This window comes from Pseudomonas batumici (assembly GCF_036585405.1).
GTDB lineage: Bacteria > Pseudomonadota > Gammaproteobacteria > Pseudomonadales > Pseudomonadaceae > Aquipseudomonas > Aquipseudomonas batumici.
Genome location: NZ_CP144470.1, coordinates 3416550 through 3429182 on the forward strand (window position 1 = coordinate 3416550; position 12633 = coordinate 3429182).

A 12633-nucleotide genomic window follows, 5' to 3' on the forward strand; every position below is an offset into this window, starting at 1 on the left:
TTGTTACCAAATGACAAAGGGGCCGCGGTGTTCGTCACACCGCGGCCCCTTTGGCGTCAGGCGGGCTGGGCCGCCGATGTGGCCGGCTGCAGAGGCAGCAGCGGCGCATGGGGATCGGCCTTGATCGAAGCGCGCCAGGCCCCCAGCCACTCGGCGTGGTCTTCGCTCCAGACCTGCGCATGCAGGCGGGTCAGGGCCACCGGGTCGCTCAGCAAGTGCAGGCGCGACTGATTGTCCAGGCCGGCCGGGCCGACCTTCAGCGCATGCCGCACACGCTCGACACGCAGCCATTCGATAGGCTCGGCGTGACCATGACGGGCCGTCGCCAGGGCGCAGGCCAGGGCATTCTGCCGCGGATCGACCACGGCCCGGACAAAGCCGTCATTGAGCGCATGCCAACGGTTTTCGTGGGTGTACTCATCCGTCGCCAGCAGCGCCTGGGGCGGATTGTATTCCTCGGGGATGAGGAACAGGCTCTCATCCTTGGAACGCAACCCCAGGTTGACCCGGCTGGAGATCACCGAGACCGGGATCGACAGCATCAGCGAACCGACGATCGGCACCAGCCACCAGAGGAAGCTCGGGTTGAGCCAGATCACCAGCAGCGCCCAGAGCGCACCCAGCAGGGTTTGCGGACCATGGCGGCGCACCGCCTCGCTCCACGGCGTGGAGTCGTCGTCACGCTGCGGAGAGTTCCAGGTCGCCGCCCAGCCGAGGAACGCGGCCAGTACGAAACGGGTGTGGAAAATCATCCGTACCGGCGCCAGCAGCATGGAGAACAGCATCTCCAGCAGCATCGACACGGTCACCTTGAACTTGCCGCCGAACTCTTTCGCGCCCTTGGCCCAGATCAGGATGATGCTCAGCAGCTTGGGCAGGAACAGCAGCACGATGGTGGTGGAGAACAGCGCCACCGCCTTGTCTGGATGCCATTGCGGCCACAGCGGATAGAGCTGGCGCGGCTCCATGAAGTATTGCGGCTCCATCAGCGTGTTGACCGCCAGCAGGGCCGTCGACAGCACCAGGAAGAAGAACCACAACGGCGCCGACAGGTAGGACATCACCCCGGTGAGGAACACCGCGCGGTGCACCGGGTGCATGCCCTTGACCAGGAACAGGCGGAAGTTCATCAGGTTGCCGTGGCACCAGCGCCGGTCGCGCTTGAGCTCGTCGAGCAGGTTCGGCGGCAGCTCTTCGTAGCTGCCCGGCAGGTCGTAGGCGATCCACACGCCCCAGCCGGCACGGCGCATCAGCGCGGCCTCGACGAAGTCGTGGGACAGGATCGCCCCGGCGAAGGCGCCTTTGCCGGGCAACGGCGCCAGGGCGCAGTGCTCGATGAACGGCTTCATGCGGATGATCGCGTTGTGCCCCCAGTAGTGGGACTCGCCCAACTGCCAGAAGTGCAGGCCGGCGGTGAACAACGGACCATAGACGCGGGTCGCGAACTGCTGCATGCGGGCGTAGAGGGTGTCCATGCCCGACGCCCGTGGCGCGGTCTGGATGATCCCGGCGTCCGGCGTGGCTTCCATCAGGCGCACCAGGCTGGTCAGGCATTCGCCGCTCATGACGCTGTCGGCGTCGAGCACCACCATGTACTTGTAGTCACCGCCCCAGCGACGGCAGAAGTCGTCGAGGTTGCCGCTCTTGCGCTTCACGCGACGACGGCGACGGCGGTAGAAGATCTTGCCGAAGCCCGAGGCTTCGCGGCAGACGTCCAGCCAGGCCTGTTGCTCGGCGACGCAGATATCGGTGTCGTTACTGTCGCTCAGGACGAAGAAGTCGAAGCGATCCAGGTCGCCGGTGGCGGCGACCGACTCGAAAGTCGCGCGCAGGCCGGCAAACACCCGTGGCACGTCCTCGTTGCAGATCGGCATGACGATGGCGGTACGCGCATCCTTGGCGATCGGCTCGCTGCCGGCGCTGGCGCCGGAGATACGGTACTTGTCATGCCCGGTGAGCAATTCGAGGAAGCCCATCAGGGCGGTCCAGAAACCCGCCGAGACCCAGCAGAACAGGATCCCGAACAGCACCAGGATGCTGGTTTGCAGCAGATAGGGCAGCACTTGCTGGGCGGTCTGCAACAGCGGTTGATGCACCACTTCGTTGAGATCGACGAACGACCAGCCCTGGTAGGGCATGATGCCTTTCATGTACCAGCCGGCGACAACGGTCTGGCCGAGCATCAGCACCAGCAGGATATAGCGGCGAATGGAGCCCACGGTGCGCCAGCGCGCGTGGGGCAGCTCGCGTTTATCGTCCTTGGGCGCGGGCGGGTTGCTGCGCCCGGTCAGGCGCCTCCAGCCGCGCACCAGGATATTGGTGCGCCAGGGCTCCGGGACGACCCGGGTCCGGCGGATCGGCGGCGTGGCCTTGAGACACACGCGCCCGGCGGCATCCACCGCGAGCATCTCGGCGTCTTCCAGCTCGGCCGCCGAGTCGAGGATCAGGCGCTGCCCCACCGAAGCCTGCGCGGCCTCGGCGGAGTCAACGGCCGGCTGCGCGCTCAGGCGCTCATGCAGCTCGGCGAACGAGGTGCAGCTCGACAGCTCCGCACGCTGCTCATTGCTCATCGGCAAATGCGCCAGGTACTCGGAAAGAGCCTCTGGCTGTACGATCGGGTTACTCATCGGCAGGCAACTGGTAGCTCCAGGTCTCGGTCAGGACTTGTTCAGTCGGCACCGGTTCCGGGGTGGGTGGGGTAGCCTCGGGAGCAGGCGCCGCGGCGGCTTGCTCTTTCTTGTCCTGGGCTTGCTCTTTCTTCTCCTGGGCCTTCTCTTTCTCTTGCTGCTTGGCCGCGACCTTGTCGGCCTTGACCACCTGGGACGAGACCGAGATCTTGGCCGAATCCGCCGTGGGGAGGTCCTTGACCAGGGCCGCGCGCAGTTCGGTGGCCTTGCCCGGTTCCTTGACCTTCAGGCGCAGGGTCAGGCGCCAGCCCTGGGTTTCCGGGTTGTAGCGCAGGCTGTTTTCCACCAGTTCCGCGTTGTCGCCGACGCTGACCTGACTGCGAACCGGCGCGTCTTCAGGCAAGGCCTTGAGGGACGGACCTTCGAAGTCGATCAGGTAGGCCACGCTGCCGTCCGGTTGACGGATCAGGTTCGACTGCTTGACGTCGCCAGTGGACTTGAGGGTCTGCTTGACCCAGGCGCTCTCCGGCGAATGCAGGGCCGCTTCGTCGGTGGTCCAGTGCAGGCGGTAGGCGAAATTCATCGGCTGGCCGACGTCGGCGCGCTCGGCCGGGTTCCAGAAAGCGACGATGTTGTCGTTGGTTTCGTCGGCGGTCGGAATTTCCACCAGGTCGACCGTGCCCTTGCCCCAGTCGCCCTTGGGCTCGATCCAGGCGCTTGGACGCTTGTCGTAGCGGTCGTCGAGGTCTTCGTAGTGGCTGAAATCACGGCCACGCTGCAGCAAGCCGAAGCCCCGCGGGTTTTCCACGGAGAAATTGCTCACGGCCAGGTGTTTCGGATTGTTCAGCGGGCGCCAGATCCACTCGCCATTGCCGGCGTGGATCGACAGGCCGCTGGAGTCATGCAGCTCGCGACGGTAGTTGAGGACCTTGGACGGCTGGTTGGCGCCGAACAGGAACATGCTGGTCAGCGGGGCAACGCCCAGCTTGCCGACCTTGTCGCGCAGGAACATCTGCGCGTCCACGTCGACGATGGTGTCGGTGCCGGGACGCAGGGTCAAGCGGTAGGCGCCGGTGGCACGCGGCGAGTCCAACAGGGCGAAAATCACCAGGTGCTTGTCGGCCGGCTTGGGTTGCTGGATCCAGAACTCGGTGAAACGCGGGAACTCTTCACCGGACGGCAAGGCGGTGTCGATGGCCATGCCACGGGCCGACAGGCCATAGGTCTGGCCCTTGCCCACGACGCGGAAGTAACTCGCGCCGAGCATGGTCATGATCTCGTCCTGCTTGTCGGCCTTGTTGATCGGATAAAGCACACGGAAGCCGGCATAGCCCAGCTGCTCGGTGGCCTTGGGATCGAACTTCACATCGCCGAAATCGAAGCGGGTCGGGTCGTACTTGATCTCTTTCACGTCGTCCGCGGTGATTTCGTTGATCTTCACCGGCGTATCGAAATGCATGCCCTGATGGTAGAACGACAGCTTGAACGGGGTTTTCTCGCCCGCCCATTCGGCCTTGTCGGTCAGGAAGCGGATTTTCTGGTAGTCCGCGAACTTCATGTCACGGAACTCGTTCGGCAGATTGCTGCGCGGAGCTTCGTACTTCTGCCCGGCCAGCGTCTTGGCCTTGGCCGCCACATCATCCAGGTTGAACGCAAAGAGTTGTCCCGCGCTGAGCAGGCAGAGCAGTGCCGAGCCCGCCACCAGCGCTTTTCGTAACCCTTTGGCAGTCAGTGTTGGAGCATTACAGGGACTAACAATCACGAGCAACCCTCGCCGAAAACAGATCAAAAACCAACGGCCAGCTATCTATATGCCAGGTTGGCGAGCATTGTTCCGACTCCGCTGGGGCCAAATGATTCCCCAAACGGTCGCGGACAAGTCTCTACCTAAGTCAAAATGGACCAACGAACGCCGATCCCCGTAGCGCGCGATTATCTAGTAGGCCGCGTTACAACGCATCAGGTGAAACAAAGTATTTATCGCGAAAACCCCCTGTTTTCAGTCAAATACGTCGTTTTTGGTGCTTTCAGGTCTGTAACAGGAAGGTTACCGGGCCATCATTGACCAGATGCACCTGCATGTCCGCCCCGAAACGCCCGGTCGCCACTTGCCCATGCAAACCTTGCGCCTGCGCCACCACATAGTCGAACAGCGCCTCGGCCAGCGCCGGGGGCGCGGCCGTGGAGAAACTCGGACGCAATCCGCTCTGGGTATCGGCCGCCAGGGTGAACTGCGACACCAGCAGCAAACCGCCACCGGTGTCCGCCAGGGACAGGTTCATCTTGCCCTGCGGATCGCTGAATACCCGATAGTTAAGCAGCTTCTTCAGCAGTTTGTCAGCGTGCGCCCGGGTGTCGCCCGGCTCCACCGCCAGCAGCACGAGCAGGCCCTGGTCGATGGACCCGACCACTTCTCCCGCCACCTCCACCCGCGCGCCGCTGACGCGTTGCAACAAGCCCTTCATGCTTCTTCGAGTGGCAGGTCGAGCAGGCGCCGGGCCATCCGGTCGGCCGCCCGCACCAGCGCATCGGTGATGCCCGGCTCGGAAGCCGCGTGACCGGCGTCGCGAATCACCTGCAACTCGCTGTTGGGCCAGGCCTGGTGCAGTTCCCAGGCGTTGTCCAGCGGGCAGATCACATCGTAGCGACCGTGCACGATCACACCCGGCAGGTGGGCGATCCTGTCCATGTTGCGGATCAGTTGATCGGGTTCGAAGAACGCGTTGTTGGTGAAGTAGTGACATTCGATCCGGGCAATCGACAGCGCGCGCTGCGGCTCGGAGAAGCGGTCGACCACCAGCGGGTTCGGGCGCAGGGTCGCGGTACGGCCCTCCCACAGGGACCAGGCCTTGGCGGCGTGCATCTGGGCGATCTGGTCGTTGCCGATCAGGCGCCGGTGGAACGCGCCGAGCAGGTCGTCACGCTCATCCAGCGGGATCGGCGCCACGTAGTCCTGCCAGTAGTCCGGAAACAGACGGCTGGCACCGGCCTGGTAGAACCACTCGATTTCCTGTGGGCGGGCCAGGAAGATACCGCGCAGGATCAGGCCGTGAACCCGCTCCGGGTGGGTCTGGGCGTAGGCCAGGGACAGCGTCGAGCCCCAGGAGCCGCCGAACAGCACCCACTTGTCGATCTCCAGGTACTGGCGAATGCGCTCGAGGTCCTCCACCAGGTCCCAGGTGGTATTGTTCTCCAGGCTCGCGTGCGGGGTCGAGCGTCCGCAACCGCGCTGGTCGAAGGTGATGATGCGATACAGGTTGGGGTCGAAATAGCACCGGCTCTGGGCATCGCAGCCGGCTCCCGGGCCTCCGTGGATGAATACCACCGGCAATCCTTCCGGCGAACCGCTCTCGTCGACATACAGCACATGTGTTTCATCCACGGCCAGATCGTGCCGGGCGTAGGGTTTGATCTGCGGGTACAAAGTCTGCATCACGCGCTCCGTAGGGGTCGAGGTCATCCCTGCTGGGGACTTCATATTATTCTGTCGTCCGGCATCATAAACCCGAATCACGGAATCGGCATGCCCTTGTCAAAAGCGCGGGCATGTGGGCGCATTCATCGCGGTCTCCCTCCCGTCGGACGCTGCCTAGCCATTCGGCCAGTGTTCAAGTCCGCCCGATAAACGCTTCAATAGCGAGGTCACAGAGAAAGGCAGGAGCCGTTCTGCCGGGGTATCCGCGCAAAAGTGAAAGGGAGTTTCCAATGCAGCAAGACTGTTTGCCGGGCCTGCTTTCCTACCCGGAGAAGGCCATCATCCTCGCCGACAACGAAATGTTTATCCGCGCCCTCTCCGAGCTGGGTCTGGACGCCGCCGCCGTGGACTCACCGCAACCACTGCCGGCGCAAAGCCTGGTGTTTTCCTTCACCAGCCAGGGCGCCCGGCAGTTCTATGAGCGAGCGGCCAGGACGCGGCACAAACAAAGCATTCTCTGCCCGCTGCACGCCTTCGACCCGGGCCTGGAGAACGCGCTTTACAGCCTGATGCTGTTGCTGCGCAGCGACTTCGCCAACTGCCTGAGGCGCCAGCGCGACCACCTCAGGCTGCTGAACCGGCACCAACGACTGCACCTGGCCGGCGAGGGATCGCGGGCCGACGTCTGGTTGAAAAGCCGCTCGGCCCCTTACGTCACGACCCGTGATGAAATCAGCGAGCATTTCGTGCTGTGCGTCTCGGAGTTGTTCGAAGTGCACTACGCCCATATGCGCCCGGACAGCCCCGACCTCTTTCAATTGAACGGCATTTTGCGCATCAGTGGCCTGTTGACGTCCCAGGGCAGCAGCAGGGCGCCACTCGCCCTGGGCGTCGATGAACAACTGATGGAGCTGGCCCAAGGTGTTGCCAGGCACCAGGCCTGGCTGCACATCGAACACAACCAGGTGCGCTCGTTCAAGGTCGCCGGGCAGGAATATGTCGGCCTGCTGGCTCGGGCCGCGGGCGACAGGGGGCTGAATCTGAGTGAATTCGCCATCGGCGTGAACGACACCATCGGGCCGAACATCAACTACAGCCACAACTCGCCGATGAACGAGGGCATCGGCGGCGTGCATGTGGGCCTGGGGGACGGTGCCAGCGGCTATCACATCGACTTCCTGAGCCCAGGAGTCGATGTGTTACCGGGATGAATTCAGCGACCGTAGTGCTCGCGGCCCCAGGCCAGCAGGCCTTGCAGCAGCTCCTTGAGCACCACCCGCGTCGGCTCGGCCAGGTCGCTGCGGTAGTTGAACGGCTCGAACTCTTCCATATAGGTGCACTGCCCCAACTCGAGCTGCACCGCGTGGATGTCCTGCGCCGGATCGCCGTAATGACGGGTGATATGCCCGCCCTTGAAACGTCCGTTCAACACATGGCTGTAGGCCGGATGCCCGGCACAGATGGCCTCCAGTCGCGCCGCCAGTTGCGGATCGCAGCTGGCGCCGTTGAAGGTGCCCAGGTTGAAATCCGGCAGCTTGCCGTCGAACAGGTGCGGGATCACCGAGCGGATCGAGTGGGCATCGAACAGCAAGGCATAGCCGAACTCGGCCTTTAGCCGCGCCAGTTCCTGCTGCAGGGTCTGGTGATACGGGGTCCAGACCTGCTCCAGGTAGTTGGCCCGCTCCGCGGCCGACGGCTCCTGCCCCTCGACGAACAGCGGCACGCCGTCGAACAGGGTCGCCGGGTACAGACCGGTGGTGGCCCCGACATACATCGGCTTGTCATCGGACGGCCGGTTCAGGTCGATGACAAACCGCGAGTAACCGGCAGCCAGGGTGCTGGCACCCAGCTCGGCGGCAAAATCATAGAGCCGCGGGATGTGCCAGTCGGTGTCCGGCAGGCTTTGCGCCTCGGGGATCAACCCGGCCTTGACCGCCGGGGTCAGTTGCACCCCGGCATGGGGCATGCTGATCAACAGCGGCACGCGACCTTGTTTGAAGCTCAGAACGTTATCCACAGGACAGTCTCCTAGATCAATACTTCGACACCATGGCGCACCACGCGCTTGCCCAGATCACCACCCAGCCAATAGGCCAGGTCCGCCGGACGTTCGATCCGCCAGGCGACGAAATCCGCGAACTTGCCGACTTCCAGCGAACCGTGGGTGGCGCCCATGCCCAGCGCCGTGGCGGCATGCTGGGTGACCCCGGCCAGGGCTTCTTCCGGGGTCATGCGGAACAGGGTACAGGCCATGTTCAACATCAGGCGCAGCGACAGCGCCGGCGAGGTGCCGGGGTTGAGGTCGCTGGCAATGGCGATCTTCACGCCGTGCTTGCGCAAGGCCTCCATCGGCGGCAACTGGGTTTCGCGCAGGAAGTAGAACGCCCCCGGCAGCAGCACCGCGACGGTACCGGAGGCGGCCATGGCGATGGCATCCTCCTCGGTCATGAATTCCAGATGGTCCGCCGACAGCGCCTGGTAACGCGCCGCCAGGCTGGAACCGTGCAACGACGACAGCTGCTCGGCATGCAGCTTCACCGGCAAGCCCAGTTGTTGCGCGACCTTGAACACCCGCTCGACCTGGGCCGGGGAAAACGCCAGGTATTCGCAGAAGGCATCCACCGCATCCACCAGGCCTTCGGCGGCCAGGGCCGGGAGCATCTCGGCGCAGATATGCTCGATGTAGTCGTCGGCCCGCCCGGCATATTCCGGTGGCAAGGCATGGGCCGCCAGGCAGGTGCTGCGCACGCTGACCGGCAGCTCGGCGCCCAGGCGGCGAATCACCTTGAGGATCTTGCGCTCGCTGTCCAGGTCCAGGCCGTAGCCGGACTTGATCTCGACACTGGTCACACCGTCGCGCAGCAGGCAGGTCAGGCGTTGCCGGGCGCTGGCGAACAGTTCGTCCTCGCTCGCGGCACGGGTCGCCCGCACCGTGCTGGCAATACCGCCACCGGCGGCGGCGATCTCGGCATAGCTCACGCCTTGCAGGCGCTGCTCGAATTCGCCGCTGCGGTTGCCGCCGAACACCGTGTGGGTATGGCAGTCGATCAGCCCCGGGGTAACCCAGGCGCCTTCCAGGTCATTGACCTGTGGATAATCCGCAGCCGGCAGTTCGGCGCGCGGGCCGATCCACTCGATCTTCGACGCCACGGTCACGATGGCGGCGTCCTCGATGATCGAGTAGCTGCCTTGCGCCATGCTTGCAACATGACAGTTCTGCCAAAGCGTTTTCATCCGGGGTCTCCGTTAGGTTATCGACTAGACAAAGCAGGGGCTTGCTGAACACGGGCATCCCGGACCGCCGCCGGCTTGACCCAGATCTGGTAGGCCAGTATCAGCAGGCCGATCCATACCGCGCCGACGATCAGTGCCGGCCGGGTGTCGGGGAAGTAGCCCAGCACACCGAAGATGAACACCATGAAGGCAATCGCCGCCATCGGCGCATAGGGCCAGAACGGCACCGGGAACTTCAGTTGCGCGGCCTCTTCACGGCTCATGGAACGGCGCATGGCCACCTGGGTGACCAGGATCATGATCCACACCCACACGGTGGCGAAGGTGGCGATGGACGCGATCAGCAGGAACACGTCTTCCGGGATCAGGTAGTTGAGCAACACCCCCAGCAACAGGGCGACGGCCATCACCAGCACGGTCATCCACGGCACACCGGCGCGGGACAGCTTGGCGAAGGCCTGGGGCGCATGGCCTTGCTGGGCCAGGCCGTACATCATCCGGCCGGCACCGAAGATATCGCTGTTGATGGCGGAGATCGCCGCCGAAATCACCACGATATTCAGGATAGTGGCCGCCGAACCAATTCCCAGGTTCTGGAAGATCTGCACGAAGGGGCTGCCCTGGTTGCCGATCTGCTGCCACGGGTAGAGGGACATCAGCACGAACAGGGTCAGCACGTAGAACAGCAGGATGCGCAGCGGCACCGCGTTGATCGCCCTGGGGATCACCCGCTGCGGGTCCTGGGCTTCACCGGCGGTGACGCCGATGATCTCGATACCGCCGAAGGCGAACATGACCACCGCGAACGAAGCGATCATCCCCGCCGCGCCATTGGGCATGAAACCGCCCTGGCTCCAGAGGTTGCTGATGCCGACGCTCGCCGAAGGCGTGGCGGTGCTGATGCCGAAGAACAGGATGCCGAAGCCGCCGAGGATCATCGCCACGATGGCGCCGACCTTGAGCAGCGACAGCCAGAACTCCATTTCGCCGAAGACTTTCACCGTACACAGGTTCAGGCCGCCGATGACGAAGACGACACCGAGCACCCAGATCCAGCGGTCGACCTCGGGGAACCAGAAGCCCATATAGATGCCGAAGGCGGTGACGTCGGCCAGGCCGACGATGACCATCTCGAACGCGTAGGTCCAGCCGAGGATGAAACCGGAACGGGGACCGATGTAGGTGCTGGCGTAGTGGCCGAAGGAGCCGGCCACCGGCTCGTGCACGGCCATTTCACCGAGGGCGCGCATGACCATGAACACTGCGGCGCCGCCGATCAGGTAGGCCAGCAGCACGGCGGGGCCGGCCATCTGGATGGCCGAGGCGGAACCATAGAACAGCCCGGTACCGATGGCGGAACCCAGGGCCATGAAGCGAATATGTCGGGCCGAAAGCCCGCGTTTCAAACCTTTGACTTGCTGTTGCATTGCTAGTCCTTGATTGTTCTTATCGGTGAACCTCGATGAGAATCAGACTGGAGGCGAGTGTCTTGCGACCGGCCGGCCGCAAAAGGGGGCGCAGAGTACCCAACCCAGCACGCGCAGGCAAAACGCATCTGCCGGGTGGGGCCCTTTGTCGGAAAGCCGAAAAATCACCCTGTGGCGAGCGGGCTTGCCCGCGCTCGGCTGCGCAGCAGCCGTAAAACCAGAACCCGCGTTATACCTGATACAACGCGGTGTCCGGTTTCAGGGCCGCTTCGCGCCCCAGCGTGGGCAAGCCCACTCGCCACAATGGATCGCACCGCCCGATAAAGAGTCGGCTCAACCCCAGTCTGCTCTCGAGCAATGCTTACAGGCTTGGCAGCAACTTCGCCGGTACCAGCTCGTTCAGGCAACGCGATGCCAGCAACCCGGTGGCCGCCTCGATATCCGGTGCGAAGAAACGATCCTTCTCGTAATACGCCACCTGCTCGCGCAAGGTCGCCCGGGCGATTTCCAGGGCCGGCGAGGTTTTCAGGCCATTGCGCAGGTCCAGGCCCTGACACGCCCCCAGCCATTCCACGGCGAGGATCCCACGGGTGTTCTCGGCCATTTCCCACAGACGCTTGCCAGCCGCCGGTGCCATCGACACATGGTCTTCCTGGTTGGCGGAGGTCGGCAGGCTGTCGACGCTATGCGGGTGCGCCAGCGCCTTGTTCTCGCTGGCGAGGGCCGCCGCGGTGACCTGGGCGATCATGAAGCCGGAGTTGACGCCGCCATTGGCCACCAGGAACGGCGGCAACTGCGACATGTGCTTGTCCATCATCAGGGAGATGCGGCGCTCGCTCAGGGAGCCGATTTCGGCAATCGCCAGGGCCAGGTTGTCAGCGGCCATGGCCACCGGCTCGGCGTGGAAGTTGCCGCCCGAGATCACGTCGCCTTCGGCGGCGAACACCAGCGGGTTGTCGGACACGGCGTTGGCTTCGATCACCAGCACTTCGGCGGCCTGGCGGAACTGGGTCAGGCAAGCGCCCATGACCTGTGGCTGGCAGCGCAGGGAGTACGGGTCCTGGACCTTCTCGCAGTTCTCGTGGGAGTCGGACACTTCGCTGCGCTCGCCCAACAGGTGGCGATAGCCGGCAGCGGCGTCGATCTGGCCGCGTTGACCACGGGCCGCGTGGATGCGCGGGTCGAACGGCGAGCGCGAGCCCAGCACCGCTTCGACTGTCAGCGCACCGCTGACCAGGGCGCCGGCGAACAGGTCTTCACCTTCGAACAGACCGCGCAGGGCGAAAGCGGTGGACACCTGGGTGCCGTTGAGCAGCGCCAGGCCTTCCTTCGCGGCCAGGGTCAGGGGTTGCAGGCCAGCCTGTTTCAGCGCGGCGTGCGCATCCAGCCATTCGCCCTTGTAGCGTGCCTTGCCTTCGCCCAGCAGCACCAGGGACATATGGGCCAGCGGCGCGAGGTCGCCGGACGCACCGACCGAACCTTTCAGCGGAATGTGCGGGTAGACCTCGGCATTGATCAAGGCGATCAGCGCGTCGATCACCTGGCGGCGAATCCCGGAGAAGCCGCGGCTCAGGCTGTTGACCTTGAGCACCATGATCAGGCGCACCAGCGCATCGCTGATCGGCTCGCCGACACCGGCGGCATGGGACAGCACCAGCGAGCGCTGGAGGTTTTCCAGGTCTTCGCTGGCGATGCGGGTCGAGGCCAGCAGGCCGAAACCGGTGTTGATGCCATAGGCGGTGCGGTTTTCAGCGAGGATCTGTTCAACGCAGGCAACGCTGGCTTCGATCTGTGCCGAAGCACTGTTGTCCAGGGTCAGTTTCACCGGCTGCTGATAGACGGCACGCAGTTGGGCCAGGCTCAGTTGGCCGGGAATCAGGTTCAAAGCAGTCACATTCATTCTCCTTTTGAGAGTTTTTATCAACTACCA

At 64.1% G+C, this 12633-nt stretch carries 9 protein-coding genes; 1 reads left to right on the plus strand and 8 read right to left on the minus strand.

What is annotated here, in order from left to right; all coding sequences use genetic code 11:
* Positions 1 to 56 precede the first annotated feature (56 nt).
* The 4 genes from mdoH to pip all read right to left on the minus strand — a co-directional run bounded on the left by mdoH (position 57) and on the right by pip (position 6060).
* Positions 57 to 2627, minus strand: coding sequence for a glucans biosynthesis glucosyltransferase MdoH (gene mdoH / locus NUH87_RS15380; protein WP_338521360.1), 2571 nt, complete (start codon positions 2625 to 2627; stop codon positions 57 to 59).
* Positions 2620 to 4389: a glucan biosynthesis protein G gene (locus tag NUH87_RS15385; protein ID WP_338521362.1), complete on the minus strand. Its 1770-nt coding sequence runs from the start codon at positions 4387 to 4389 to the stop codon at positions 2620 to 2622. The genes mdoH and NUH87_RS15385 overlap by 8 nt, the downstream gene beginning before the upstream one ends.
* Before the next feature lie 265 nt (positions 4390 to 4654).
* Positions 4655 to 5092: a D-aminoacyl-tRNA deacylase gene (gene dtd, locus NUH87_RS15390; RefSeq protein WP_040063613.1), complete on the minus strand. Its 438-nt coding sequence runs from the start codon at positions 5090 to 5092 to the stop codon at positions 4655 to 4657.
* Positions 5089 to 6060, minus strand: coding sequence for a prolyl aminopeptidase (gene pip, locus NUH87_RS15395; protein ID WP_040063612.1), 972 nt, complete (start codon positions 6058 to 6060; stop codon positions 5089 to 5091). The genes dtd and pip overlap by 4 nt, the downstream gene beginning before the upstream one ends.
* A 272-nt stretch (positions 6061 to 6332) precedes the next feature.
* Between pip and NUH87_RS15400 the strand changes: the two genes are divergently transcribed.
* Complete coding sequence (locus NUH87_RS15400; RefSeq protein ID WP_338521366.1) at positions 6333 to 7253, plus strand: hypothetical protein; 921 nt, start codon at positions 6333 to 6335, stop codon at positions 7251 to 7253.
* A 2-nt stretch (positions 7254 to 7255) separates the two neighbouring features.
* On the opposite strand, the gene hutG is transcribed toward NUH87_RS15400, so the two are convergent.
* The 4 genes from hutG to hutH all read right to left on the minus strand — a co-directional run bounded on the left by hutG (position 7256) and on the right by hutH (position 12603).
* A complete protein-coding gene (gene hutG, locus NUH87_RS15405; RefSeq protein WP_338521368.1) occupies positions 7256 to 8059 on the minus strand; it encodes an N-formylglutamate deformylase in 804 nt (267 codons plus the stop codon).
* Positions 8060 to 8070: 11 nt separating this feature from the next.
* Positions 8071 to 9276, minus strand: coding sequence for an imidazolonepropionase (gene hutI, locus NUH87_RS15410; RefSeq protein ID WP_040063609.1), 1206 nt, complete (start codon positions 9274 to 9276; stop codon positions 8071 to 8073).
* A gap of 17 nt (positions 9277 to 9293) precedes the next feature.
* Entirely contained in the window at positions 9294 to 10703 is a 1410-nt protein-coding gene (locus NUH87_RS15415; protein WP_338521371.1) for an amino acid permease, read from the minus strand.
* Positions 10704 to 11064: 361 nt separating this feature from the next.
* Entirely contained in the window at positions 11065 to 12603 is a 1539-nt protein-coding gene (hutH, locus tag NUH87_RS15420) for a histidine ammonia-lyase (RefSeq protein WP_338521373.1), read from the minus strand.
* Positions 12604 to 12633: the final 30 nt, after the last annotated feature.

Bases quoted from the DNA above. Each gene is read 5' to 3' on its own strand.
- hutH (WP_338521373.1), bottom strand. From the start codon at position 12,603: ATGAATGTGACTGCTTTGAACCTGATTCCCGGCCAACTGAGCCTGGCC.
- NUH87_RS15400 (WP_338521366.1), top strand. From the start codon at position 6,333: ATGCAGCAAGACTGTTTGCCGGGCCTGCTTTCCTACCCGGAGAAGGCC.
- dtd (WP_040063613.1), bottom strand. From the start codon at position 5,092: ATGAAGGGCTTGTTGCAACGCGTCAGCGGCGCGCGGGTGGAGGTGGCG.
- NUH87_RS15415 (WP_338521371.1), bottom strand. From the start codon at position 10,703: ATGCAACAGCAAGTCAAAGGTTTGAAACGCGGGCTTTCGGCCCGACAT.
- hutI (WP_040063609.1), bottom strand. From the start codon at position 9,276: ATGAAAACGCTTTGGCAGAACTGTCATGTTGCAAGCATGGCGCAAGGC.
- mdoH (WP_338521360.1), bottom strand. From the start codon at position 2,627: ATGAGTAACCCGATCGTACAGCCAGAGGCTCTTTCCGAGTACCTGGCG.
- pip (WP_040063612.1), bottom strand. From the start codon at position 6,060: ATGCAGACTTTGTACCCGCAGATCAAACCCTACGCCCGGCACGATCTG.